Genomic DNA, 25,796 nt, shown 5'->3' on the forward strand with positions numbered 1-25,796 from the left:
ACCTTCTGGAGTGCCGGCGCGATGCGCCACGGGAGGAATTGAATCATACTTGTTCAGGCCGCGGGGTTTTCGGGGCTGGCGCGTCCGCCGCCCGTCCGGCGGAGTCCTCGTGCAACCCGGCGCCCCGGGGGCCCCGGTGGCGCAGATAGCGGTTTTCGCGGCTCTTGCGAAACAGCAGGCCCGACAGTTCGTTGAGCGCCAGGGAATAGACCTCGCGCTTGAATTCGATGACGGCGTCCAGCGGCACCCAATAGGCGTTCCAGCGCCAGGCGTCGAATTCGGGCGTATTGGTGGCGCGCAGGCTGACGTCGCTGTCGCGACCCACCATGCGCAACAGGAACCAGATCTGCTTCTGGCCCCGGTAATGGCCGCGCAATTCGCGGCGCACATAATGATCCGGCACGGTATAACGCAACCAGTCCCGGGTCCGTCCCAGAATGCGCACGTGTTCGGCGCGCAAGCCGGTCTCCTCGTGGAGTTCGCGGTACATCGCCTGCACGGGGGTTTCGCCGTGCTTGATGCCCCCCTGGGGAAACTGCCATGCGTGTTCCCTGATGCGCTTGCCCCAGAAAACCTCGTTTTTCTGGTTCACGAGAATGATGCCGACATTCGGACGGTAGCCTTCGCGATCCAACATGGGGCCACCTCGGTTGTGAATTCAATACAATTACCGTCGATTATACGTACCAACCGGAATCCCTACCATGCGCGCCAGCCAGTACCACCTGAACACCCTGAAGGAAGCCCCCGCCGAGGCGGAAGTCGTCAGCCACCAGTTGATGACGCGGGCGGGCATGATCCGGAAGATCGCCGGAGGCATCTACACCTACATGCCGATGGGCCTGAAGGTCCTGCGCAAGATCGAGGCCATCGTGCGCGAGGAAATGAACCGAGCAGGCGCCATCGAGCTGCTGATGCCGGTCGTGCAGCCGGCGGAACTGTGGCAGGAATCGGGACGCTGGGAACAATACGGCGCCGAACTGCTGCGCATCAAGGACCGCCACCAGCGCGATTTCGTGCTGCAGCCGACATCCGAGGAAGTCATCACCGACATCGCCCGCAACGAGATCCACAGCTGGCGCCAGTTGCCGGTGAACTTCTACCACATCCAGACCAAGTTCCGCGACGAGCGCCGGCCGCGCTTCGGTCTGATGCGCGGGCGCGAATTCACCATGAAGGACGCCTATTCCTTCGACCGCGACGAAGCCGCCGCCCAGGCCAGCTACGACGCCATGTACGCCGCCTACCAGCGCATCTTCACGCGCCTGGGCCTGACATTCCGCGCCGTGACGGCCGACACCGGCTCGATCGGCGGCTCGCGCAGCCACGAATTCCAGGTGATCGCGGACACGGGCGAGGATCTGATCGTCTACAACCCCGAGTCGGACTACGCCGCCAACATCGAACTGGCCGAGGCACCCTGCCTGCTGACCGAGCGCGAGCCGGCGCGCGAACCCATGGAAAAGCGCGCCACGCCCGACGCGCCCAAATGCGAGATCGTGGCTGAACAGCTCGGCCTGCCGCTGTCGCGCACGGTCAAGTCCGTGGTGCTGGCCACCGATCCCGCCGAGGGCCCCGCCCGCCTGTGGCTGCTGCTGATCCGGGGCGACCACGAAACCAACGAGGTCAAGGTCGGCAAGCTGCCTGGCTTCGGCGATGGCCACCGCCTGGCGACCGAGGCCGAGATCGACTCGATCTTCCACTGCGCTCCGGGCTACCTGGGCCCCGTCGGCGTGGACACGAACGCCATCACCGTGATCGCCGACCGCACGGTCGCCCGCATGGGTGATTTCGTCTGCGGCGCCAACGAGGCCGGCTACCACCTGAGCGGCGTGAACTGGGGCCGCGACCTGCCCGAGCCGGCCCTGGTCGCCGACCTGCGTAACGTGGTGGCGGGCGATCCCGACCCGCGCGGCGGCACCCTGGCGATCCAGCGCGGCATCGAGGTCGGGCATGTATTCTTCCTGGGTGACAAGTATTCGCGCGCCCTGAACGCCACCTTCCTGGAAACGGACGGCAAGCCGGCCGTGCTGCAAATGGGCTGCTACGGGATCGGCGTCAGCCGGATCTCCGCCGCCGCCATCGAACAGAACCACGACGAGCGAGGCATGATCTGGCCGCGCGCCATCGCGCCGTTCGAAGTCGTGCTATGCCCCATCGGCATCGGCAAGAGCGAAGCCGTGCGCGAGGCCGCCGAATCCCTGTACCAGGCGCTGCAGGCGCAGGGCGTGGACGTGATCCTGGACGATCGCGACGCCCGGCCCGGCATCATGTTCGCCGATTGGGAACTGATCGGCGTGCCGCTGCGCGTGACACTGGGCGAGCGCGGCCTGAAGGACGGCATCGTCGAAATCCAGGGGCGCCGCGACGAACAGGCACAGCGCATTGCCCGGCCCGATGCCCTGGCGCATGTCCTGGAACGGCTAAAATCCCTGTAGGCTCCCGCGGCTGGGCGCCGGCCGCGGGGCGCGGAAAACGCCGGCTCGCGGGCGCCGCCGGCAAGGCGCCCGTGTCACAAGGCCTCACCAAAAAATGAATCCGGATCGAACCAATCCCCCCGGCGAACTGTCCATTCGCGTATATTACGAGGACACCGATGCCGGTGGCGTCGTGTACTACGCGAACTACCTCAAATTCTTCGAACGCGGTCGCACGGAATGGCTGCGCGCGCTCGGGATGGATCAACACACTCTCGCAACACAGGAACGGATGATGTTTGTGGTCAAGCATGCGGACATTGCCTACCGGCAACCGGCCCGCCTGGACGACCGCATCCTCATCCGGACCTCCGTGACCGGACTGGGCGCCTCGACGATCCGGTTCGGGCAGCAGGCCTTGCGCGGCGACACGCTGCTCGCCAGCGCGGACATCCAGGTCTGCACGGTGCACGCCCTCAGCTTCAAACCCATCCGTCTCTCCCCCTCCATCAGGGATCTACTGGAAAAGGCCCTTCATTAACCATGCAAGCCTCTAGCGATTTGTCGCTGCTGTCCCTCATCGGCAACGCCAGCCTGCCCGTGCAGATCGTGATGCTGATCCTGCTCGGCGCCTCGGTCCTGTCCTGGACCTACATTTTCAGCAAGCGCGCGGCCCTGCGGCGCGCCGACGAGCAGACCCGCCGCTTCGAGGACGACTTCTGGGCGGGCGGCGACCTGACGGTCCTGCAGCAGGCGATCGCCAGCCGTCGCAACGAACACGGCGCGCTGGCGCGCATCTTCGACGCCGGCATGACCGAATTCGTCAAGGCGCGCCGCTCCTCCAGCCGGGGCGACACCCTGCTGGACGCTCCCCGGCGCGCCATGAAGGCCGCCCTTCAGCGCGAGATGGATGGCCTGGAGTCGCACCTGAACTTCCTCGCCTCCACAGGCTCGGTCAGCCCCTACATCGGGCTGCTGGGCACGGTCTGGGGGATCATGCACGCCTTCATGGGTCTGTCGACCATGCAGCAGGCCACCCTGGCCGCCGTGGCCCCGGGCATCGCCGAGGCCCTGATCGCGACCGCCATCGGCCTGTTCGCCGCCATCCCGGCCGTGCTGGCGTACAACCGCTACACCAATCAAATCGACCGGCTGTCGATCCGCTTCGAGAGCTTCGTCGAAGAATTCCTGAACATCCTCCAGCGCCAGGTGCATTGACATGAGCTCATTCGGCAGCCGCCGCTCACGCCGCATGAAGAACGACATCAACGTCGTCCCCTACATCGACGTCATGCTGGTCCTGCTGGTGATCTTCATGGTCACCGCGCCCATGATCACGCCGGGCCAGATCGAACTGCCCTCGGTCGGCACGGCCTCCGACGTGCCCGTCCAGCCCATCGAGGTCCAGATCGATGCCCAGGGCGCGCTCGCCCTGCGGGTGCGCGAAGGCGGCACCTCGTTCCGGTCCATAGACAAGGCCAACCTGCTGGCCGAAGTCCGCGCCGTCGCCACGGCCGACACCCCGGTGGTGATTTCCGCCGACGGCAAGGTACCCTACGAGTCCGTCATGCAGGTCATGGATCAATTGCGCAACGGCGGAATCGGCAAGCTGGGCCTGCTGGTCAACCAGAACGCCCCGGCCGTGCGCTGACGCCCGCCCCATGAATCTGTTCGACCGATTCTTCAATACCGCTTCCGACGACGACGCGCCCCTCGGGGGGCGCGACGACCGGCGCGGCCTGATCGTCTCCCTGGCCGCCCACGGGCTGCTGATCCTGCTGATGGTGGTGGGATTCTCCACCGCGCCCGACAACCCCGGCCCCGTCCAGGTCGAGCTCTGGGCACAGGGCACGGTGGCCGACGCCGCCGCGCCGCAGGAGCAGCCCGAGGAACAGCAGCCGGAACCCCGGCCGGAACCCGCCCCCAAGCCGGAACCCGCCCCCAAGCCGGAACCGGAGCCGGAGCCCCGGCCGGACGACAGCGCGCGCCAGGCCGCCGAGCAGGCTGCCCAGGCCGAAGCCGCGCGGCAGGCGCAGTTGGCCGAGGCCCAGGCGAAGGCCGCCGCGGCCGCCCAGGCCAAGGCCGACGCCGAAATCGCCCTGGCCAAGGAACGCAAGGCGCGCGAGGAAATGGAACGCCGCCTGGCCGAGCAGGCCGCCAGGGAAAAAGCCGAGAAGGAAGCCGCCGAACAGGCTGCCCAGGAGAAGGCGGAAAAGGAAAAGGCCGAGAAGGCGAAGGCTGAAAAGGCCGCCAAGGAAAAAGCCGAAAAAGAGGCTGCGGAGAAGGCCGCCAAGGAAAAAACCGAAAAGGAAAAGGCGGAAAAAGAGAAGGCCGCAAAGGCCGCCGCCGAGAAAGCCGCCGCTGAAAAGGCCGCGGCCGAGAAAGCGGCCAAGGAAAAAGCAGCGAAGGAAAAGGCCGCCAAGGAAGCCGAGGCCAAGCGCCAGGCCCTGAAGGCCGCCATGCGCGGCGACGCCCTGGAGGCCGCCGGCATCCCCAATGGCAATGCCGACCGGAACCAGCGCGGAGGCGGCGGCAACGATGGCTACGCGGCCAAAGTACGCGCCTGCGTCCAGCCCGGCGTGGTCTACAACGTGCCTCCACGCAACGGCTCCGCCAATCCCACGGCCAGCTTCCGGACCCGCCTGGGTTCCAATGGACAAGTCCAGGGCGTCGACCTGACCCGATCCTCGGGCAATCCCCGTTTCGACGATGCCGTCCAGAAGGGGATCCTGGCCTGCTCGCCCTTCCCGAAACCGCCTGGCGGCAAGTATCCGTCGTATATTGACGTGGACTACCGCATGTACGACTAAGGAGATCGTCATCATGACCGTATTCACAGCCCCCGGCTTCATCGGCCGCCTCTGGCGGCGCGCCGCCTCGGCCGGCCTGGGCCTCGCGCTGGCCGCCGCGGGCGCCACGGCGGCCCACGCGCAGCTGCGCGTCGACATTTCCGGCGTCGGCGCCACCCAGTACCCGATCGCCATCGCCGATTTCGCGGGCGCGGCCAGCGCCACCTCGGTCCCCGAGGTCATCCGCGCCGACCTGACCCGCTCCGGCCAGTTCCGCTTGATCGGCGCCTCGGGCGCCGGGCTCGACGTCCAGAGCAAGATCGACTACGGCACCTGGCAGGCGCGCGGCGCCGACTACCTGGCCTACGGCACGATCGCACAGAACGGCGGCCAGTACACGATCAGCTACCGGCTGGTGGACAACGTCCGCAAGACCGAGCTGGACCAGGCGTCCTACAGCGGCTCCGAAGCGGAAATGCGCCGGATTTCGCACCGGATCGCCGACCGGATCTACGAAAAGATCACCGGCGTGCGCGGCGTGTTCTCGACCCGGATCGCTTACGTGTTGCAAACAGGCAACGGTTATGAGTTACAAATTGCTGACGCCGACGGTCAGAACCCACAGGTGATGCTGCGCTCGAAACAGTCCATCATCTCGCCCGCCTGGTCGCCGGACGGCTCCCGGCTGGCCTACGTCAGCTTCGAATCGGGCAAATCCGTGATCTATGTGCAGACACTGGCGACCGGCCAGCGCCAGCCGATCTCCAATTACAAGGGCAACAACAGCGCGCCCGCCTGGTCGCCGGATGGCCATCGCATGGCGATCGTGCTCTCAAGAGACGGCATTTCCCAGATTTACACCATCAACGCCGACGGGTCCGACCTGCGCCGGGTGATGCGTTCCCCGCTGATCGACACCGAGCCGCGCTTCACCCCCGACGGCCAGTCCCTGGTGTTCACCAGCGATCGGGGCGGCAGCCCCCAGATCTACAAGGTCCCGGCAGGCGGGGGCGACGCCCAGCGCATGACCTTCTCGGGCAGTTACAATATTTCACCTAGGGTATCGCCGGATGGACAACAACTGGTGTACGTTACTCGCAGAAACGGTGCCTTCAGGATTGCAAGCCTCGCCTTGAACTCGGGCTCCGAGCAGATTCTGACGGACGGCCCGGACGACCAATCCCCCAGCTACGCGCCCAATGGAATGCAGGTGCTCTACAGTGCCATCCAGAACGGTCGCAGCGTGCTGGCGGTGACCTCGATCGACGGGCGCGTGCGTCAGACGCTGTCGGTGCTCAATGGCAAGGTCCGCGAGCCGGCCTGGGGCCCTTTCACAGACTGATTTTTCCGTGTGACTCTTCTTTCTTCTAAAGGACATTAAATGAGCTCGCGCATCACCAGGACCCTGACCATCGCCGCCATCGCCGCCTCGCTGGCCGCCTGCAGCTCCGTGCCGCTGGACCAGAACGGCTCGGGCAACGGCTCCGATTCGGCGTCCGCTGGGCAAATCATGGATCCCTTCAATCCGCAAAGCCCGCTCGCGCAACAACGCTCGGTCTACTTCGATTTCGACAGCTACACGGTGCCCGAGCAGTACCGCGGCGTCGTCGAGATGCATGCCAACTACCTGACCAGCCACCAAGGCCAGAAGGTCCGCGTGGAAGGCAACACCGACGCGCGCGGCAGCACCGAATATAATCTGGCTCTGGGCCAGCGCCGTTCGGACGCCGTGGCACGCATGATGACCCTGCTGGGCGTCAACGCCAACCAGATCGAAGCGATCAGCTTCGGCAAGGAACGTCCCAAGGCCCTGGGCAACACCGACGCCGATTACGCCGAGAACCGCCGCGCCGACATCAACTACCAGCGTTGATCTCGGCCAGGCTGTGCCAGCGCCGTAGCGGCCCCCGCTACGGCGTTTTTTCATTGCCGGGCCGCCCCAGGATGAAACCGTCCCCGCGGGGGCGGCAAGCGGGAGAGCCCGCGCAGCGTGGGGGACTTTTTCATTTGGATCAGAGACTCATGACCGCATCGACCCATCGCCTGCATGCCCTTTCCGCCGCCGCTCTGCTGGCGCTGGCGCTGGCGGCGCCCGCCGCACAGGCCTTCGCCGACGACGAGGCGCGGCGCGCCATCCTGGAACTGCGTACCCAGATCAAGCAGATGAACGAACAGAACCAGCAGGCCAGGCTGCAGCTGGCCGATCAGATGGATCTGCTGCACCAGGAAATCGCCACGCTGCGCGGCCGCGTCGAAGAATTGAGCCAGCGCACCCCCGCGGCGGACGGCAACGCGCCTCAGACCCCGCAAGCCGGCGACCCGCAGGAGCAGGCCGCCTACGAGGCCGCGGCCGATCAGTACCGCAACGGCCGCTACAAGGAAGCCGCCGCCGGCTTCGCCACCTTCATCCAGTCCTATCCCGACAGCGCCCTGGCCGGCGATGCCCTGTTCTACCTGGGCAGCAGCCAGTACGCCTCCAAGGACTTCAAGAATTCCATCCAGACAATGCAGACGCTGGTGAAGAACCACCCCGACGATCCCCGGGCGCCCGACGCCCTGCTGGTCGTGGCGGCCGACCAGATCGAACTCAACGACATGAAAGGCGCCAAAACCAGTCTGCAGCGCATCATCAAGGACTACCCCGGCAGCGCCGCCGCCGAAACGGCCAAGAGCCGCCTGAAGCTGCTGTAACTCCGTCCCAGCGATGCCGGCTCCGCGCACCGACCCGCCGCACCACGTCCTCGCCCTGCCCGACGGCGGCCTGCACTACACCCAGGCCGGCGTCGGCGCGGACGCACCGATCCTGCTGATCCACGGCTCGCTGTGCGACTACCGCTACTGGCGCTGGCAGGTCCCCGCCTTCGCCGAAACGCGCCGCGTCATCGCCCCCAGCCTGCGCGGCTGCTGGCCCGACGCGCAGTCCCACCCCCGGGCGGAATATGCCATCGACCATCACGCCGACGACTTGGCCCACCTGCTCCGGGCGCTGGACGAGCATGGCGGCGCGCACGTGATCGGCCATTCGCGCGGAGCCCAGGTAGCCCTGGCCCTGGCGACCCGCGCTCCGCAGCTGTGCCGGTCGCTGACGCTGGCCGATCCGGGGTTCCGTTTCGCGGACGAGCCTGAAACGGCCATCTTCTACGCCGACGCCGTGCAGCGGCTGCGGGACGGGGACGCGGAAGGTGCGATCGAACGGTTCATCGACACAGTGAACGGCGCCGACACCTGGCGCAGGATGGTCGGCTGGTTCAAAGACATGGTGCGTGACAACGCCGCAACGCTGCTATCGCAGATCCGCGAAGCCAATCTGCCGGTGGACCCGCGCGACGCCGCCGCCCTGCCCTGCCCGGTGCTGCTGGTCGGGGGCGCGCAGAGCCCCGCCAAATACGGCACCCGTCAGGACCGGCTGCAGCGGCTGCTGCCACAAGCCCGACGCGCGCGCATCGCCCTGGCCGCCCACGGCATGAACCTGGCCAACCCCCGGGCCTTCAACCGCACGATCCTGGAGTTTGTCGCGAACGCCTGAGCCCCGCCCGCGCGGCCGCCAGGATGGACGCATGAAGCCGCGGCACGCGCGAGGCATGCCGCGGACGCTCCATGGACCTCAGTGCTTCATGTGCGGCATGTCGTGCCCGCCCATGCCCGACATGGCCTTGGGCGACTTGACCTCGCAGGTCGCGGAGAAGCCTTCGCCATTGGCCAGGGTGAAGTCCACCCGCACGGCATCGCCGACCTTCAGCCCGTCGCGGGGCTGTTCCAGCATCAGATGGTAGCCGCCCGGCTTGAACGCCAGATCCTTGCCCGCTGGAATGGCGACCTGGTGGACCATGGACATCTTGCTCATTCCGCCGGATTCGGTGGTTTCGTGCAGCATGATCATGCCGTAGTCGGGCGAATGGGCGCCCGTCAGCAGCGCGTCTTCCGACCCCGCGTTATGCGCCACGAAGAACCCGCCCGAAGGGGCCGGGGACGGAATCAGGCGAATCCAGCAATCGGACGCCGTCACGGTGGCGGAGGTCTTGGCAGGCGCGCCTTGTGCGGCGCCATGTCCCTGCGCCCAGGCCGAGGCCGACACCGCCAGCAGCAGGCCGGCCGAAATTCCCAGTGTGCGCGTCAAAGATTTCTTCATTTCACTACCCATGATGTGGCCCGCAGTCCGTCTCGGCGTCCCGCGGCGGGACCGGCCGGAACGCCGGCCGGCGCGGCCGGAGGCATCCAGCCTGACCCGGCCGGGCCAGTGTACTATGGGCTTTTCGACTTATCTTTGCGCCATGTCCAAGCCGCTCGAAATCGTCGCCGAATCCGGACCGTCAGATACCGGGACTCCGGAGCCCCGCATCGGCCTCGAGGAATTCCGCGGCCTGCTGGACCGGCTGCACCCCTTCGCCGCCGTGCTGGGCATCGAGATCCTGGACATTCAGTACGGGCAGGCCACCCTGCGCCTGCCGCCCAGCCCGGTCAACCAGCGGCTGGGCGGCATCGTCGCCGGGCCGATGCTGATGGGTCTGGCCGACCTGGCCCTTTACGCGGCCGTGGTCGGCGCCACCGGTGTCGCCGAATCGGTCACCGCCAGCCTGACGATCAATTTCCTGCGGGGCGCGCCGGCCGGCGGGATCATCGCCCAAGCCCGGATACTGAAAACCGGCCGCATGACGGCCGGCGAGGCGCTGCTGCTGCCCGAAGGCGGCGGGGATCCGGTGGCCCAGGTGGTCAGCACCTGGGCTGTTCCTCGCAAGGCGGAGTAAGAAACCTTTTTGCCGCCGAACCGGCCCTCGGAGGATGAGCCCGGACAGGACGGCTTCCGCGGACTGGCCCGCGCCTGGAGAATCCAGGCGGCACGCGGGCCGCGAGGGGGTCGCAAGCGGCCGAAGACCACGCGGCGAGAGAGGCTCTCAATTCCTGGTCAGCTTGCCGACGACGCCTTCGACGTAGTAGTCCATGGCATTCAGGCCCTTGTCGTCCAGCGCGCCCTCGGACAGGACCTCTTTGCCCTCGTTGGTCTTGATCGGCGCGGCGAAGACGTTCAGGGTGCCGTTGGCGATGGCGTCTTCCTTGGCCTTGAGGTCGGCCTTCAGGGCATCGTCCACGGCCGGACCGAAGCCTTCGAGAGCGACCATGCCTTCCTTGAAGCCGCCCCAGACCTGGTCGGACTTCCAGGTCCCGTCCAGCATGGCCCTGGCCTCGCGGGTGAAATACGGGCCCCAATGATGGGTGACGGCGCCCAGCTGGGCGTGGGGACCGAACTTCAGCATGTCGGAATGGTAGGCAATGGCCCACTTGCCGCGCTCCTCGGCCGCCTGGACGGCGGCGGTGGAGTCGGTGTGGTGGGTGACGATGTCGGCGCCCTGGTCCAGCAGGGCCAGCGCGGCGTCGCGTTCCTTGCCCGGATCGAACCAGCTGTTGACCATGATGACGCGCACCGTGGCGTCGGGCTTGACGCTGCGCAGGCCGCGCGTGAAGGCGTTGATGCCCTGCAGGACCTCGGGGATCGGGTAGGCGCCCACATAGCCCACGACGCCGGTCTGGGTCTTGCGCCCGGCCAGGATGCCGGCCACATAGCGCGCCTGGTAGAAGCGGGCGTTGGTGGTGGCGACGTTCGGCGCGGTCTTGTAGCCGGTGGAGTGCACGAACTTCACGTCCGGAAACTGCTTGGCGACCTTGATGGTCGGATTCATGTAGCCGAAGGACGTGGTGAAGATCAGCTTGTTGCCCTGCTGTGCCAGGTCGCGGATGACGCGCTCGGCGTCGGCGCCCTCGGGCACGTCCTCGACGAACTGGGTCTTGACCTTGTCGCCCAGCTGCTGCTCCATGTACTTGCGACCCAGGTCCTGCTGCCAGGACCAGCCGGCCTCGCCCACCGGGCTGACATAGACGAAACCGATCTTCAGGGGCTCCTGGGCGGCGGCGGGGCCGGCGGTCCAGAGGCATGCCGCCGCAGTGGCGGCCACCAGAGTTTGACGAATCAGGCGAGTTTTCATGGGGAGGGTCTCCGTGGACGACAACGATCAGTGATTGGGATTGAACACGCGCCCCAGGGACGCGGGCATGTTGATGCGGATCCAGTTCACGTTGCGCGAGATCAGGACCAGCACCAGGATGGTGGCCAGGTAGGGCAGCATCGACAGCAGCTGGGAGGCGATCGGCACGCCCAGCGCCTGCATGTGGAAAGTCAGGATGGTGATGCCGCCGAACAGATAGGCCCCGGCCAGCACCCGCAGCGGACGCCAGGTGGCGAATGACGTCAGCGCCAGGGCGATCCAGCCGCGTCCGGCAACCATGTTTTCAACCCACATCGGCGTGTAGACCAGCGACATGAAGGCCCCGGCCAGGCCGCAGCAGGCTCCGCCGAACAGCAGAGCCGCCAGGCGGATCCGGCGCACCGGATAGCCCAGGGCGTAGGCGGATTCGGGGGATTCGCCCACGGCGCGCAGGACCAGACCGGCGCGCGTGCGATACAGGAACCAGGCCAGTCCGACGGCCAGCGCCAGGGCGCCGTAGACCAGGGGATGGTGCTGGAACAGGGCCGGACCGATGAAGGGCAGGCCGGACAGCCCCGGCACCGCCCAGGACGACGCCTGAATCGTCGCGCCGACGTAGGGCAGGCCGATGAAGGCGGACAGGCCGACGCCGAACAGGGACAGGGCCAGGCCGCAGGCGACCTGGTTGGCGCCCAGCCAGACCACCAGCCAGGCAAAGAGGCCGGCCAGCAGTGCCCCGACGGCGGCCCCGGCGAGAAAGCCCAGGCCGGAGCTGCCGGTCTGCACGGTCACGGCGAAGCCCAGGGCCGCCGCCACCAGCATCATGCCTTCGGAACCCAGGTTGATGACGCCGGACTTCTCGTTCACGAGCAGGCCCAGCGCCGCCAGCATCAGCGGCGTGCCGGCGTTCATGGCGGCTGCGATCAGGGGAGCCAGTACGTCCATGGCGTCAGCGCCTCCAGCGCAGGCGTTGGTGGATCAGGACATCGCAGGCCAGCAACGAGAACAGCAGGATGCCCTGGAAGATGCCGGTGATGGCGCTGGGCATGCCCAGGCGCGTCTGGGACAGCTCGCCGCCGATGTAGAACAGGGCCATGACGAAACTGGCGAAGATCACACCGATGGGATGCAGCCGCCCCACGAAGGCGACGATGATGGCGGCGAAGCCGTAGCCCGGCGAGACGGAAGGCGTGAGCTGGCCGATCGGCCCCATGATTTCACAGGCGCCGGCCACGCCCGCCAGGGCGCCGGAACCCAGCATGCAGCCCCACAGCGCGCGGCGCGAGGAAAACCCGGCATAGCGCGCGGCCAGCGGCGCCAGGCCGCCCACCGTCAGGCGATAGCCGACGAACAGACGGGACAGCAGCAGCCAGGCCGTCAGCGCCGCCGCCAGCGCCAATCCGAAGCCCAGGTGCAGGCGGGTACCCGGCCACACCGGCAACAGGAAGCCGTCGTCGAACAGCCGCGACTGCGGGAAGCCGAAGCCATCCGGATCGCGCATCACACCATGCACCAGGTAGCTGAGCAGGAGCTGCGCCACGTACACCAGCATCAGCGACACCAGGATTTCATTGGCATGGTAGCGGTCGCGCAGCCAGGCCACCAGTGCCGCCCACGCCGCACCGCCCAGGGCGCCGGCCAGCAGCGCCAGCGCGATCATCACCGGCCCGCCCCCGCCGCCCGTCCCGTCGTCGAACCGGAGGATGAACGCGCCGGCCACGATCGCGCCGACGACCAGTTGGCCTTCAGCCCCGATGTTGAAGATATTGGCGCGGAAGCACAGCGCCAGACCGACTGCGCACAGCAGCAGCGGCGCCATCTTGACGCCGATCTCGGCCCAGCCGTGCCGATTTGCGAGCGGCTCGACGAAAAAGGCGGCCAAGCCTTCCAGGGGCGGCTTGCCCACGGCCATGAACATGAAGACGCCGCACAACGCCGTCAGCGCGACCGCCATCAGGGGCGACAGCCACACCATCCGGCGCGAGGGCTCGGCGCGGGCGATGAGCTCAAGCATGGACGGCCTCCGGCATGGCGCGACCGGCCGGCGGTCCGGCGGCATCGGCCCCGGGCCACAGGCCGCTCATCCACTGGCCGATCCTTTCGCGTGTGGCCTCGGCGCGGTCAATGGAAGGCGACAGGCGTCCCTTGGCCAGGACGACCAGGCGGTCGGACAGTTCGAACAATTCGTCCAGTTCCTCGGAAATCAGCAGGATGGCGCAGCCCGCGTCGCGCAGCGCCAGGAGTTCGCCCCGGATCTGCGCCGCCGCGCCCACGTCCACCCCCCAGGTGGGCTGGGCGATGATCAGCAACCGGGGCTGGCGCGCGATTTCTCGGCCGACGATATATTTCTGCAGGTTGCCCCCCGACAGGCTGCCGGCCAGGGCCTGCGGGCCGGGCGCCTTGACGCGAAAGCGCTCGATGATGCCCGCCGTGACGCGGCGCACGGCCCCGTCGCGGATCCAGCCGTGCCGCACCGTATCCGGCCCCTGGTGCGAAAGCAGCAGGTTGCGCGCCAGGGACAGCTCGGGCACGGCGCCGCGCCCCAGGCGTTCCTCGGGCACGAAGGCCATGCCCCGCATCCGCCGCCACGCCGATGAGCGATGACCGACGGGCAGGCCGTCGAACAGGATGCTGTCGCGGGCCGCGCGCGTGTCCTCGCCCGAAAGCGCCCCCATCAATTCCTGCTGGCCGTTGCCGGACACACCCGCCACGCCCAGGATCTCGCCCGCGCGCAAATCCAGGTCGATGTCCGCCAGCGGCGTGGCGAAGGGATGCGCGGGCGGCAGATCCAGGCCGCGCACCTGGAGCAGCACCGGCCCGGCCGCCCGCGCCCGATGCTCGTGCACCGGCAGGTCGGCGCCGATCATCAGGCGTGACAGACTGGCCTCGGTTTCCTGGCGCGGGTCGCAGACCCCGGTCACCCGGCCGGCGCGCATCACCGTGCAGCGATGGCACAGGGCGCGGATCTCATCGAGCTTGTGGCTGATGTACAGGATGCTGCAGCCTTCGGCCGCCAACTGGCGCAGGACGTCGAACAGGCGCAGGACGTCGAACAGGCGCAGCACGGCCTGCGGCGTGAGCACCGAGGTGGGTTCGTCCAGGATCAGCAGGCGCGGCTTGCCCAGCAGGGCGCGCACGATCTCCACGCGCTGGCGCTCGCCCACCGACAGGGTGTGGACGTGACGGCGCGGCTCGACGTCCAGACCGTACTGCGCCGCCGTGGCGACGATCCGCGTTTCCAGTGCCCGCATGTCCGTGCCCGACGGCAGCCCCAGGGCGATGTTTTCCGCCACCGTCAGAGTGTCGAACAGGGAAAAATGCTGGAACACCATGCCCAGGCCCAGAGCCCGCGCCGCCGCCGGGTTGGCGATCCGGACTTCCTGGCCGTCCCGGTGGACGGTGCCTTCATCGGGGCGGACCACGCCGTAGATGATTTTCATCAGGGTGGACTTGCCGGCGCCGTTTTCACCCAGGATGGCGTGGATCTCGCCCGGCTCGACCGTCAGGTCGACCGCGTCGTTGGCCCGGACCGCCGGGTAGGACTTGCTGATGTTTCGTAAGGCCAGTCGCGGGGGCATGCAGGCATCCAGTGTCCTGTTCGACCAATTCAAATACTCATCTTTGGCGCCTGAGCTCGCCATACTGCGTTGCTTGTCCACCTCACCGCTTGCAAGCGGTTCGGATTCGTCAGGCACGGAGCAGTCCGCAGATACAAGGGACTGCTCCGTGTCCAGACTCATCCTCGCGATAGCACCAGCTGTCGCCTCGGTTTGCGCCTTGCCTGACAAGCCCATGCATCCGAATTCAAGTGACCAAACTCACCAGACAGGACACTAGCCGGGCCGGACATGCGCGATCCCCCCGCCGCCGTACCAGAGGAGCGCCGGGCGATGGCACCGGAATATCACTGTGAATGAATGATCAATATTATTGCACGATGATGATGCGCCGTGCCGGATGCAATACGAGGATCTTTCAAGCTTCGAGGGTCATGCGCCCGGCGAACCACAGAAACAGCATCCCCACCAGACCGCTGCCGGCTCGCGCCAGGCCCTGGCGCCGCCGGAACGCCGCCGCCAGACGCGAGCCCCCGAAGATCAAGGAAGACAGGTACAACAGGCTGCACGCCTGCAGGATCGCGGCCAGGATGAAGAAAGGCAGGGCCGGATGCGGGTAGGCCGGATCGACGAACTGCACGAAGAACGACAGCAGGAACAGAATGGCCTTGGGGTTGAGCAGGCTGAGCAGCAAGGCCTTGCGAAAGGGGCTTCCCGGGCCGCCGGTCACCGCATGGGTCTGCGCCGGCCCCGGCCGCCAGGCCGACATCAGCAGCCGGATCCCGAGGTACGTCAGGTACACCGCCCCGGCGGCCTTCAGGGCCACGAACACCATGGGCAGCAGCCGCAACACCGAGGCCGCGCCAGCCGCCGTCAGGGTCATCAGAATGGAATCGCCGACGAATACGCCGAGGGCGGCCTGGTAGCCGGCCCGTACGCCGCGCCCGGCGCCGGTGGCGAGCACGAACAGGGAGTTCGGTCCCGGCAGCAGGACGATGAAGATCGTCCCGGCAAGATAGGTCCAGACATCCAACACACCATATTGCGCCAGCATGGCAGGCCTCGCTACCGGGGAGAAGCCGGTATTTTATCGCCGCCGGTGGACGACGACGCCCGGAGCGACGGCGACCGGAGCCCCGCCGCGCTCAGGCGCAGGCCATCCGCTCGGCGACACGCATCGATCCGGTGCTGGCGTGGCGCTCGTGCCAGGACAGGGCCTCGCCGATGAGATGCGGCGTATGACCGCCCCTGGCGCAGGCGCGGCGGAAGTAATCCATCAGCTCGTCCCTGTAATCTGGATGCGCACAGCATTCGATGACGCGGGGCGCGCGCTCGCGCGGCGCCAGATTGCGCAGATCGGCCAGACCCCACTCGGTCACCAGGATGTCCACATCGTGCTCGGTATGGTCCACATGGGCCACCATCGGAACGACGCTGGAGATGTCGCCGCCCTTGGCCACCGACTTGCTCACGAAGATCGACAGGTGGGCATGGCGGGCAAAGTCGCCCGAGCCGCCGATGCCGTTCATCATCCGCGTGCCGCCAACGTGCGTGGAATTCACGTTGCCATAGAGGTCGAATTCCAGCGCCGTATTGATGGCGATGATGCCCAGGCGGCGCACGATCTCGCAGTGATTGCTGATTTCCTGGGGGCGCAGCACGATCCGCCGGGCATATTCGTCCAGACGCTCCATGAAGCGCCGGTACACCGGCTCCGACAAGGTGATCGACGAGGCCGAGGCAAAGGACACGCGGCCTGCGTCGATCAGGGCGATGGCGCTATCCTGAAGGACCTCGGAATACATCCGCAGGTCGCGGAACGGCGCGTCCACCAGCCCGTGCACCACCGCGTTGGCGATGGTGCCGATGCCGACCTGCAGCGGCAGCAGCGTGTCGGACAGGCGTCCGGCGGCCACCTCGCCCCGCAGGAAGCCGATGATGTGGCGGGCGATCGCCCGGGTGTCCTCGTCGGGCGGCTGGACGTTGGAGGGGCTGTCGGGATGTCCGGTGACGACAATGGCGGCGATGCGCGACGGGTCGACGGGGATCGCCGGCGTGCCGATGCGCTGGTCCGGCTCGGTCAAAGGAATGGGCTTGCGCCCGGGACGATCCTCGGGCACGTAGATGTCGTGCAGGCCCATCAGACTCATGGGCACGCTGGTGTTCAGTTCGACGATCACCCGGTCGGCCTGGGCGACGAAGCTGGCGGAATTGCCTACGGACATGGAGGGCACGATGCCGCCATCGGGCAGGATGGCGACCGCCTCGACCACGGCGATGTCGATTTTCGGCAAGTGACCCGCGCGCAGCTGCTCCACGGTCTCGGACAGATGCTGGTCGATGAACATGACCTGCCCGTCGTTGATCTTGCGGCGCAGCCGGGCATCGGCCTGGAACGGCAGGCGGCGCGCCAGCAGCCCGGCCTCGGCCATGAGGCCGTCGCTGTCATTGCCCAGCGACGCTCCCGTGACCAGGTTCAGCCGCAAGAACTCATGCCGCGCCCGCTCCGCGAGCGCGGCGGGCAGGGCCTTGCAGTCCCCGGCGCGGGTGAAGCCGCTCATCCCGACCGTCATGCCGTCCCGGAACAGGGCGGCGGCCTCGGGCGCCGTCATGATCCTCGATCTCAGCTCGGCGCATTGCAGGCGCTCCATCATCCTGGTCTCCTCGTCTATTGGTGCGATGACGAGTCGAGATTATCATTGCCAATATTCATGATATTCATAGATATAATTCTATAAATTCATGATACGGAGTGCTTGCCACCATGGACATGCGCGCGCTCAGCTACTTCGTCGAAACCGCCAGGCGGCAAAACTTCACTCACGCCGCCACGGCCCTGGGCGTCACGCAATCGACGGTCAGCAAGATGATCCGCCAGCTCGAGGACGAGATCGGCGCTCCGCTGCTGGACCGGGAGCGGCGTCCGGCGCGGCTCACCGACATGGGCCGCGTGGTTCTGGCGCGCGGGCAGGATGTGCTCGCGGCGCACCGGGCCCTGCTGCGCGACATCGCCCGCACCCAGGCCCTGGAACTGGGCCGGCTGGACCTCGGCCTGCCGCCGATGATCAACCGCCTGTTCACCGCGCCGCTGAAGGAATACCGCCAGCGCCATCCGAAGATCGAGGTCGCGCTGCATGAGGACACAGGGCGTGCCATCGAGCGCCTGGTGGCCGAGGGCCGGCTGGACCTGGGATTCAGTCTGATGCCGGTGGCGCCGGAACTGGGCCTGCACCCGCGGGTCGTCGCCCGCCACAGGATCCTGGCCGTCGGCCAGCCCGGGCTGATGCGGACGCTGCCGCCCTCGCCTCGGGTCCGGGACCTGCGCGGGCGGCCAATGGTCCTGCTGGACGACGACTTCGCGCTGTCGCGCCTGCTGGACCGGCAATTCCAGGCCGCCGGCTTCGAGCCGCTGATCGCCGCCCGCAGCGGTCAATGGGACTGGACCCTGTCCATGGCGCAGGCGGGCATGGGCATCGCGCTGCTGCCCGAGCCCTTTGTCCGGAACCCGGCGGACCTGGGGCTCGACGCCCGTCCCCTGAGCCCCGACGCGCCGAGTTGGGACATCGCCTTGCTGTCGCCGGACTGGCCGATGCTCAGCCACGCGGCCCAGGCCTGGATGGACCTGTGCCGCCAGCACATCGACGGCCCCTGGCCCCGGATGGGGGACGTCGGACCGGACTGAGACGCGGCGCCCGGGCCGGCGACGACCCGGGGATCAGGCCACAGCCTTTTCCTCGGTCGCGACCGAACTGCGGATCAGGTGGTCGAAGGCGGCCAGAGCGGCCTTGGCGCCTTCGCCGGCGGCGATGATGATCTGCTTGTACGGGACCGTCGTCGCATCGCCCGCCGCGAACACGCCAGGTACCGAGGTCTGGCCCCGGGCGTCGACCACGATCTCGCCGTGCTTGCTGAGCTCGACCGTACCCTTGAGCCACTCGGTGTTGGGCACCAGGCCGATCTGGATGAACACGCCTTCCAGTTCGACGCGATGCGCGGTGCCGCTCGCGCGGTCCGTGTAGCTCAAGCCGACCACGCGCTTGCCGTCGCCGTGGATCTCGGTCGTCTGGGCCGAGGTAATGACGGTCACATTGGCCAGGCTGCGCAGCTTGCGCTGCAGCACGTCGTCGGCCCTCAGCGCATCGCCGAACTCGATCAGGGTGACATGGCCCACGATACCGGCCAGATCGATCGCCGCCTCGACGCCGGAATTGCCGCCACCGATGACCGCCACGCGCTTGCCCTTGAACAGCGGACCGTCGCAATGCGGGCAGTAGGCCACCCCGCGGTTGCGGTATTCGTCCTCGCCGGGCACGTTGATCTGGCGCCAGCGCGCGCCGGTGGACAGGATCACGGTGCGGGCCTTGAGCGTCGCGCCGCTGGCCAGTTCGACCTGGATCGACTTGCCCGGCACCAGGCGGCTGGCCCGCTGCAGGTTCATGATGTCGACCTCGTAGGCCTTCACGTGCTGCTCCAGCGCGACGCCGAATTTCGGTCCTTCGGTTTCCAGCACGGAGATGTAGTTCTCGATCGCCATGGTGTCGAGCACCTGGCCGCCGAAACGCTCGGCCACCACGCCCGTGCGAATGCCCTTGCGCGCCGCGTACACGGCAGCCGCGGCGCCCGCCGGGCCACCACCGACCACCAGCACGTCGAACTCTTCGCGGGCGTTCAGGGCCTCGACCCTGGCGGCGTCATCGCCCGCGTCCAGCTTGGCCAGGAATTCCTCGACTCCGGCGCGGCCCTGGTGGAACAGCTCGCCGTTCAGGAATACGGCGGGCACGGACAGGATCTCACGCTTCCGGACTTCATCCTGGAACAAGGCGCCGTCGACCGCCACGTGGCGGATGCGCGGATTGATCACGGACATCGCGTTCAGCGCCTGCACCACGTCCGGGCAGTTCTGGCACGACAGTGAAAAATAGGTCTCGAACCGGTAGTCGCCCGGCAGATTGCGGATCTGCTCGATCACCGCGTCGTCCAGCTTGGGCGGGTGGCCGCCGACCTGCAGCAGCGCCAGCACCAGCGAAGTGAACTCATGCCCCAGGGGGATGCCGGCAAAACGCACGGCCACATCGGTCCCGGCGCGGGCGATTTCGAACGACGGCGTGTGCGCGTCCCGGGGCGCGCCGTCCACCAGGGAAATCTTGTCGGACAGGCCGGCGATCTCCTCCAGCAAGGCACGCAACTCCCGAGAGGATTCGCCATCGTCCAGGGACGGGCGCAGCTCGATGGGCAGCGTCACCCGCTCGAGATAGGTTCCCAGTTGTCCTTTGAGACTCGCATCCAGCATATTCACACCTTTTTGGAGAAAAGCGTCCCCCCGGACGACACCAACATGGTATCGCCCGATCAGAAAGCGCGGGGGAGAAAAATCGGCGGCCCGCGGGCGGGCCGCCGAGGCATCACGGGGCGCGCATCCCGACGGCGCGCGCCGATCCGGCGATGGAAGGGATCAGATCTTGCCGACCAGGTCCAGCGAGGGGGTCAGCGTCTTGGCGCCTTCTTCCCACTTGGCCGGGCAGACTTCGCCCGGGTGGCTGGCGACGTACTGGGCGGCCTTGACCTTGCGCAGCAGTTCGGACGCGTCGCGGCCGATGCCGTTGTCATGGATTTCCAGAACCTTGATTTCGCCGGCCGGGTTCACCACGAAGGTGCCGCGCAGCGCCACGCCTTCTTCTTCGATCAGCACATCGAAGTTGCGGGCCAGCAGGTGGGTGGGATCGCCGATCATCGGATAGTTGACCTTCTTGATGGCGTCGGACGTGTCGTGCCAGGCCTTGTGGGCGAAGTGGGTATCGGTGGACACGGAATAGACCTCCACGCCCAGTTTCTGGAATTCGGCGTAGTGGTCGGCCAGGTCTTCCAGTTCGGTCGGGCACACGAAGGTGAAGTCGGCCGGATAGAACACGAACACGGACCACTTGCCGGCGACGGTCTGGTCGCTGACCTCGACGAACTTGCCGTTGTGATAGGCGGTGGCCTTGAAAGGCTTGATGACGGTGTTGATCAGGGACATGAGAAAAGCTCCTTGTTCAGGGTTCAGTGGAAAGGCCGCTAGTGTCCTGTCCGGCTAATTCCGATCCTTACCTTCGGCGCCTGGGCTGGCCATGCATCCGAATTCAAGTGACCAAACTCACCAGACAGGACACTAGGGCAACGAAGACCAGTGTAGGCGCGCCTGCTCGATAAGTAAAATTGATTGTTTAAATAGAGCCGATTGCCAACAACTATCGAAACCGGTCCTTGTGTTCTGAATTTTCATGATAGCGCGTTGTTTTATGCCGAAAACACATCGTGAAATATGCAAAAAAATTATGACACACAGGTATGATGCACATTCATTGGGTATCAGCTGTAGGCCATTGATAAAAAAGATATTTTAGACCTTAACGATCCTGGGGGATCACCATGCGCAAGAACCTGCCCGTCACTCAAAAAGAATACGATTTCCCCGACGGCGAAACGTTGTTGTCCGCCACCGACCTCAAAGGCCGCATCGCCTACGCCAACGCGGCGTTCGTGCGCGTGAGCGGCTTCGAATACACCGAATTGCTGGGCAAGGCCCACAACATCGTGCGCCACCCCGATGTTCCCCCCGAAGCCTACGAGGACCTGTGGGACACCCTGAAACAGGGCCGTTCCTGGACCGCGGTGGTGAAGAACCGGCGCAAGGACGGGGACCACTACTGGGTGCGCGCCAACGTCGCCCCCATCTACCACAAGGATGTCCTCAGCGGCTACCTGTCGGTCCGCACCAAGCCCAGCCGCGCGGAAATCGACGCGGCCGAGCACGTCTTCGCGACCTTCCAGACCGGCCGCCCGGTCGCGCGCTTCCATCGCGGCCTGCTGCTGGACACAGGCTGGCGGCGCTGGCGCAACGGGCTGCGCATACTGTCGCTGCGCCAGCGGCTGGCGTTGACCCTGGGCGGCCTGATCCCGCTATGGGCCGGCGTGGCCTGGCTGGCCGGGCTGCGGGACACGGCCTGGCTGGGCGCCGCCGGCGGCGGCGGCGCGCTGGTCCTGCTGGCCGGTCTGCTCCTGGACCATCGGCTGGTGCGACCGCTGCGCGCCATCCAGCGCCAGGCCGTCCAGGCCGCCACGGGCCAGCCCGTGGACAACTGGCATCTGCCCCGCCTGGACGAGATCGCCTCGATCCAGAAGGCCATCACGCAATCCAGCCTGAACCTTCGATCTTTCATCGACGACGTGCACGGCCAGTTGGGCGGCCTGCGCCACGCCTCGTCCGAGATCGCCCAGGGTAGCCAGAACCTCAGCGCCGAGACCGAGCTGGCGGCCAGCAGGCTGGCCGAAACCGCGACCGCGATGGACGGGCTGGCCGGACTGATCGAGAACAACGCCGGCAATGCCCGGCAGGCCGTGGACCTGGCCCAGGCATCGGGGGAGGCGGCCACCCGCGCGGCCGACATCGTGCACCAGGCCGCGCGGCAGATCGAGCGCATGGACGCGGCCAGCCAGAAGATCGGCGATATCGTCCAAGTGATCGACAGCATCGCTTTCCAGACCAACATCCTGGCGCTCAACGCCGCGGTCGAGGCCGCCCGCGCAGGGGAGGAAGGCCGCGGCTTCGCCGTGGTGGCCAGCGAAGTCCGGGCGCTGGCCCAGCGATCCGCGGCGGCCGCCCGGGAAATCGGCACCCTGATCCACGAGACCGTGCAGATCGCCCAGGGCGGCGTGGCCCGCACGCGCGAGGCGACCGAAGCCATGGGCGACATCCTCGAACAGAACCGCCAGGTCGGCGAACTGATCGGCCAGATCCACCAGGCGGGCGAGGATCAGGCCCAGGACCTGGCGCGCATCCAGCAGACTTTCGTCCAGCTCGGCGACCTGACCCGGGGCAATGCCGCGATGGCCGAGGAATCCTTCACCGCCGTGCAGACCCTGGACGGCCAGACCCTGAACCTGGCCAGCGCGACTGAAGTGTTCCGCCGGGATGCGGATGCCAGCGCGCCCGCGCTGCCCCAGCCCGTGCCCCTGCGACGCCTGACGGCGGCATAAGGAGGACGCGCGCGGCCACGCTCCGGACACTACACTGTGGATACAGCAGCCACGCCGCCTGAAAAGGTCACCCCTTGGCACCCACACGCTCCGTCCGCAGACGCCCCGCACGCCTGTTGCTCGCCATCCTGCCCGTCCTGTGCTGCGGCTGGCCCGCGCACGCCGCGCACATCCTGGTGGACGCGGGCCATGGGCCGGAGCGGCCGGGCGCGACGGGTGCCAGCGGACGCGCCGAATATCGATACAATCGGGACCTGGCCGCCGCCCTCGCCCGCGCGCTCGCCGCGCTGGGCGACCGGACGACCCGGGCCGAGGGCATCGGAGCGGACATCCCCCCGGCCAGGCGCGCGGCGGGCGCGCCGGACGCCGACCTCCTCGTCTCGATCCACCATGACTCGGCGCAGGCGCGATATCTCCTGGCGGGCCACCAGGCCGAGTTCGCCGGCTATTCGATCTTCGTCTCGGCACTGAACCCGCACCCCGGCCGAAGCCTGCGGTGCGCGCGGGACATCGGCTCACACCTGCGGGCGGCGGGTGAACGGCCGTCGGAATACCACGCCGAACCGGTCGAGGGCGAAAACCACCCGTTCATCGACCGCCGCCTGGGCATCCACCGCTACGACGCGCTGGCGGTGCTGCGGACCGCGCCCATGCCCGCTGTCCTGGTCGAGGCGGGCGTCATCGTCAATCCCCGGGAGGAAGCCCGCCTCGGAACGCCGGAGACAATCGCGCGCCTGGCCCGGGCCATCGCGCGGGGGGCGCATGGGTGCCTGAAGGACCCGCGGGCCGGTGATTGACGCGTGGGCCTCCGCCCGACAGCCGCTGTCGAACGCCACTGAGTTCCAGACCTGGGTCCATTTAAAATCAATACGTTGCATGCAATCCGTCATCGAGCTTTGAACTGTTTGGTCGTTCAATTTTGAACTTTCCGTACTCTCCACCGCTTAGTTTTGAACTTTCCGGATTAATCAATGCGCGCTACGGCTATCGGCCTGAGGCTGATGCCGGCAAACGACGGCTGTCGGGGTAAACGTCTACAGCGATAGGCATCGTCAATCCGGACGCCGCTCCCGAAGTGCACCGCTCCTCCACTTCCATAGAAAACGACAGGTAGATCAAAGCCGCCCGTGCATGCTGCAGCAGCCGCAGGGTCTTCTGTTCCAGGTCTTCCCGGACGATCTGATGCACCAACCTATCGACGAAAGGCTCGGTCGGCGAGCCATATAGCGCCAGCGAATCGACCACCTTCACATTCTTGTGTTCCAGATGGTTGCGCAGCGCGTCTAGATCGCGTGCTTCTGGCAAAGCGACTCCCTTCAGCTTCGCGTCGAACAGATCCTTTGACAGCCAGAGCAACCCGCGCAAGAGATGTCGTTGTTGGTTTTCGCGTCCACTATAATTGCTATGGATAGCGCTGGGTTGTGCGGTTGTTTCATTGTGTCGCCAACAGCATTTCGCAGTGCCGCAGACACGGTCAGATAAATCTACTAATCACGAACCGTACTTGGCTTGAGGGGACTACATGGATGCTATTTCGGGGGCTGTGGATCAAGCGTTCGTTGCCTATTCGTCTCGTGACTCTCATTTGGCGGAGCTCATCTCGCTGGGCGTCTCCAAAGCAAACCGTCGCGTCGGAAAACGCATTCAGTACGCGCCTTGGGAATTTAACGACATAGCCGGAAACCCCCTAATTTCGCCGATTCTCCATGGGATCGAGTCGTCCAAGTATGTGGTTGCCGACATTACATATCTCAATCCCTGTCGTGGTCAAGTTTTTGTGGACACCGCGATAGGGCGTTTCAGGTAGTGGCTTTCTCGTAGTCGGTTGGTGATCGGTATCCGAGAGTGGAGTGCAGCCGATGGGTGTTGTAAAAGCCGACGATGTAGTGGTTGATGTCAGTGACTGCCTCAGCGGGGTTGGCGTAGTTTCGTTGCCAGACTCGCTCCATCTTCAAATTCAGGAAGAAGCGTTCCATCACGGCGTTATCCCAACAGTTTCCCTTGCGGCTCATGCTGGCAATCAAGCCGTGACGATCCAACAGATCCCGGTGGGCCTGGCTGGCGTACTGACTGCCACGGTCGGTATGCACAATCAGGCCGGGCGCGGGCTGGCGCAGTGCGATGGCCATGCGCAAGGCCGCACATACGAGCTCAGCAGGCATGCTGGGCGCCATCGCCCAGCCGACGACCTTGCGCGAGTACAAGTCCAGCACAGCAGCCAGATACAGCCAGCCGCGCCCAGTGCGGATGTAGGTGATGTCAGCCACCCAGGCTTGGTCAGGCGCCCTGGGATTGAAGCGCCGATCCAGGATGTTGGCGGCCACCGGCAGATCATGTCGGCTGTCGGTGGTGTGGACGAACTTACGCCTCCAGCGCGCCCGCAGGCCGTGCTGTTTCATCAACCCACGGACACGGTAACGGCCGACGTCCAGACCCTGAGCCTTCAACGCCGCAGACAGCCGACGGCTGCCGTAGTTGCCACCGCTGGCCAGGAAGGCGGCTTGCAGGGGCGTACTCAATGCACAGGCTCGCGGCGCTTGCTGCCGGTGGCGGGCAGCATACAGGCCAGAGCGGCTGACACCCAACAACCGGCACAGACGGGCAGTGCTGGCCTTCTTCTGCCACTGATCGATCAGTTTCTGGATCACTTCAGTGTTGTGTACGAAATCGGATTTGCAATAGGCAAGTCGCGTAGATGTTTTCTTGTTCGACATTCAGGAACGAAGGGGGATCAGAAGGCTGCCAGAGAGGTGGGTATCTTCGATACGCTGGGGTATGACAACTACGTTGACGATGATGCGTTGGCTAGCTCTCTCTCCGCGTATGTCGATCCGACCCCCCTTCCTTTATCCGCTTCGTTGGACAGATTGGCTCCTGTGTATGTTGTCGAGCCACCCGCAAAGGGTGGTATTGCTACGCTGATGACTTCTCGGCTAACGATCATGGTGGTAGGCACCACCCCTGAAGATGAAAGAGACTTTGGGGTGGAAGGTGTTGGGTGAAGGTCGTAAAAGTTTTTGGCGGCTCGACCCCCCGCGG

General features: G+C 66.4%; 24 protein-coding genes and 1 pseudogene. 13 read left to right on the plus strand and 12 right to left on the minus strand.

Going from position 1 to position 25,796, the window contains the following annotated elements:
• Positions 1-43: 43 nt before the first annotated feature.
• The gene (locus ACTPOE_RS09985) at positions 44-637 is read right to left on the minus strand and encodes an RNA pyrophosphohydrolase (RefSeq protein WP_458872054.1); all 594 of its coding nucleotides are present in this window, start codon (positions 635-637) and stop codon (positions 44-46) included.
• Positions 638-704: 67 nt separating this feature from the next.
• Between ACTPOE_RS09985 and ACTPOE_RS09990 the strand changes: the two genes are divergently transcribed.
• The 9 genes from ACTPOE_RS09990 to ACTPOE_RS10030 all read left to right on the plus strand — a co-directional run bounded on the left by ACTPOE_RS09990 (position 705) and on the right by ACTPOE_RS10030 (position 8,732).
• Complete coding sequence (locus ACTPOE_RS09990) at positions 705-2,438, plus strand: proline--tRNA ligase (RefSeq protein ID WP_458872055.1); 1,734 nt, start codon at positions 705-707, stop codon at positions 2,436-2,438.
• A 94-nt stretch (positions 2,439-2,532) separates the two neighbouring features.
• The gene (gene ybgC, locus ACTPOE_RS09995) at positions 2,533-2,958 is read left to right on the plus strand and encodes a tol-pal system-associated acyl-CoA thioesterase (RefSeq protein WP_458872056.1); all 426 of its coding nucleotides are present in this window, start codon (positions 2,533-2,535) and stop codon (positions 2,956-2,958) included.
• A 2-nt stretch (positions 2,959-2,960) separates the two neighbouring features.
• The gene (gene tolQ / locus ACTPOE_RS10000) at positions 2,961-3,635 is read left to right on the plus strand and encodes a protein TolQ (RefSeq protein WP_269360113.1); all 675 of its coding nucleotides are present in this window, start codon (positions 2,961-2,963) and stop codon (positions 3,633-3,635) included.
• A 1-nt stretch (position 3,636) separates the two neighbouring features.
• Positions 3,637-4,068 (plus strand): ExbD/TolR family protein, encoded by a 432-nt coding sequence (locus tag ACTPOE_RS10005; RefSeq protein WP_458872057.1) that lies wholly within the window; start codon positions 3,637-3,639, stop codon positions 4,066-4,068.
• 10 nt (positions 4,069-4,078) lie between these two features.
• Complete coding sequence (tolA, locus tag ACTPOE_RS10010; protein WP_458872058.1) at positions 4,079-5,227, plus strand: cell envelope integrity protein TolA; 1,149 nt, start codon at positions 4,079-4,081, stop codon at positions 5,225-5,227.
• Positions 5,228-5,240: 13 nt separating this feature from the next.
• Positions 5,241-6,548, plus strand: coding sequence for a Tol-Pal system beta propeller repeat protein TolB (tolB, locus tag ACTPOE_RS10015; protein WP_458872059.1), 1,308 nt, complete (start codon positions 5,241-5,243; stop codon positions 6,546-6,548).
• 39 nt (positions 6,549-6,587) lie between these two features.
• Complete coding sequence (gene pal, locus ACTPOE_RS10020; RefSeq protein ID WP_458872060.1) at positions 6,588-7,079, plus strand: peptidoglycan-associated lipoprotein Pal; 492 nt, start codon at positions 6,588-6,590, stop codon at positions 7,077-7,079.
• 149 nt (positions 7,080-7,228) lie between these two features.
• Positions 7,229-7,897 (plus strand): tol-pal system protein YbgF, encoded by a 669-nt coding sequence (ybgF, locus tag ACTPOE_RS10025; protein ID WP_458872061.1) that lies wholly within the window; start codon positions 7,229-7,231, stop codon positions 7,895-7,897.
• A 13-nt stretch (positions 7,898-7,910) separates the two neighbouring features.
• Positions 7,911-8,732, plus strand: a complete 822-nt coding sequence (locus ACTPOE_RS10030; RefSeq protein ID WP_458872062.1) for an alpha/beta fold hydrolase — start codon at positions 7,911-7,913, stop codon at positions 8,730-8,732.
• 78 nt (positions 8,733-8,810) lie between these two features.
• On the opposite strand, the gene ACTPOE_RS10035 is transcribed toward ACTPOE_RS10030, so the two are convergent.
• Entirely contained in the window at positions 8,811-9,335 is a 525-nt protein-coding gene (locus tag ACTPOE_RS10035) for a copper chaperone PCu(A)C (RefSeq protein ID WP_458872063.1), read from the minus strand.
• Between the two features lie 142 nt (positions 9,336-9,477).
• On the opposite strand from ACTPOE_RS10035, the gene ACTPOE_RS10040 reads away from it, so the two are divergent.
• The gene (locus tag ACTPOE_RS10040; RefSeq protein ID WP_458872064.1) at positions 9,478-9,951 is read left to right on the plus strand and encodes a PaaI family thioesterase; all 474 of its coding nucleotides are present in this window, start codon (positions 9,478-9,480) and stop codon (positions 9,949-9,951) included.
• Positions 9,952-10,098: 147 nt separating this feature from the next.
• Here ACTPOE_RS10040 and ACTPOE_RS10045 read toward each other — a convergent pair whose 3' ends face one another.
• From ACTPOE_RS10045 to ACTPOE_RS10070, 6 genes are all read right to left on the minus strand, one after another.
• Positions 10,099-11,184, minus strand: coding sequence for a BMP family ABC transporter substrate-binding protein (locus tag ACTPOE_RS10045; RefSeq protein WP_458872065.1), 1,086 nt, complete (start codon positions 11,182-11,184; stop codon positions 10,099-10,101).
• Between the two features lie 27 nt (positions 11,185-11,211).
• Positions 11,212-12,129 (minus strand): ABC transporter permease, encoded by a 918-nt coding sequence (locus ACTPOE_RS10050; RefSeq protein ID WP_458872067.1) that lies wholly within the window; start codon positions 12,127-12,129, stop codon positions 11,212-11,214.
• Between the two features lie 4 nt (positions 12,130-12,133).
• On the minus strand, positions 12,134-13,198 hold the full coding sequence (locus ACTPOE_RS10055) for an ABC transporter permease (protein WP_458872068.1): 1,065 nt from the start codon (positions 13,196-13,198) through the stop codon (positions 12,134-12,136).
• The gene (locus tag ACTPOE_RS10060; protein WP_458872069.1) at positions 13,191-14,762 is read right to left on the minus strand and encodes an ABC transporter ATP-binding protein; all 1,572 of its coding nucleotides are present in this window, start codon (positions 14,760-14,762) and stop codon (positions 13,191-13,193) included. Before ACTPOE_RS10060 ends, ACTPOE_RS10055 begins: the two co-directional genes overlap by 8 nt.
• Before the next feature lie 397 nt (positions 14,763-15,159).
• Positions 15,160-15,795, minus strand: a complete 636-nt coding sequence (gene leuE / locus ACTPOE_RS10065) for a leucine efflux protein LeuE (RefSeq protein ID WP_458872070.1) — start codon at positions 15,793-15,795, stop codon at positions 15,160-15,162.
• A gap of 91 nt (positions 15,796-15,886) precedes the next feature.
• On the minus strand, positions 15,887-17,395 hold the full coding sequence (locus ACTPOE_RS10070; RefSeq protein WP_458872071.1) for an acetyl-CoA hydrolase/transferase family protein: 1,509 nt from the start codon (positions 17,393-17,395) through the stop codon (positions 15,887-15,889).
• A 110-nt stretch (positions 17,396-17,505) separates the two neighbouring features.
• On the opposite strand from ACTPOE_RS10070, the gene ACTPOE_RS10075 reads away from it, so the two are divergent.
• Entirely contained in the window at positions 17,506-18,423 is a 918-nt protein-coding gene (locus ACTPOE_RS10075; RefSeq protein WP_458872072.1) for a LysR family transcriptional regulator, read from the plus strand.
• 33 nt (positions 18,424-18,456) lie between these two features.
• Here the strand turns inward: ACTPOE_RS10075 and ahpF are convergent, their stop codons facing one another.
• A complete protein-coding gene (gene ahpF, locus ACTPOE_RS10080; RefSeq protein WP_458872074.1) occupies positions 18,457-20,031 on the minus strand; it encodes an alkyl hydroperoxide reductase subunit F in 1,575 nt (524 codons plus the stop codon).
• A 162-nt stretch (positions 20,032-20,193) separates the two neighbouring features.
• A complete protein-coding gene (gene ahpC / locus ACTPOE_RS10085) occupies positions 20,194-20,757 on the minus strand; it encodes an alkyl hydroperoxide reductase subunit C (RefSeq protein WP_458872075.1) in 564 nt (187 codons plus the stop codon).
• A gap of 392 nt (positions 20,758-21,149) precedes the next feature.
• Between ahpC and ACTPOE_RS10090 the strand changes: the two genes are divergently transcribed.
• Both ACTPOE_RS10090 and ACTPOE_RS10095 read left to right on the plus strand, forming a co-directional pair.
• The gene (locus tag ACTPOE_RS10090) at positions 21,150-22,757 is read left to right on the plus strand and encodes a methyl-accepting chemotaxis protein (RefSeq protein ID WP_458872076.1); all 1,608 of its coding nucleotides are present in this window, start codon (positions 21,150-21,152) and stop codon (positions 22,755-22,757) included.
• 74 nt (positions 22,758-22,831) lie between these two features.
• Entirely contained in the window at positions 22,832-23,554 is a 723-nt protein-coding gene (locus tag ACTPOE_RS10095; protein WP_458872077.1) for an N-acetylmuramoyl-L-alanine amidase family protein, read from the plus strand.
• Positions 23,555-23,741: 187 nt separating this feature from the next.
• Here ACTPOE_RS10095 and ACTPOE_RS10100 read toward each other — a convergent pair.
• Positions 23,742-24,194 (minus strand): annotated as a pseudogene (locus ACTPOE_RS10100) (LA2681 family HEPN domain-containing protein); the annotation flags it as partial.
• Positions 24,195-24,556: 362 nt separating this feature from the next.
• Positions 24,557-25,471: an IS3 family transposase gene (locus ACTPOE_RS10105; protein ID WP_458872078.1), complete on the minus strand. Its 915-nt coding sequence runs from the start codon at positions 25,469-25,471 to the stop codon at positions 24,557-24,559.
• Positions 25,472-25,796 lie beyond the last annotated feature (325 nt).

Source organism: Castellaniella sp. WN (assembly GCF_054457555.1).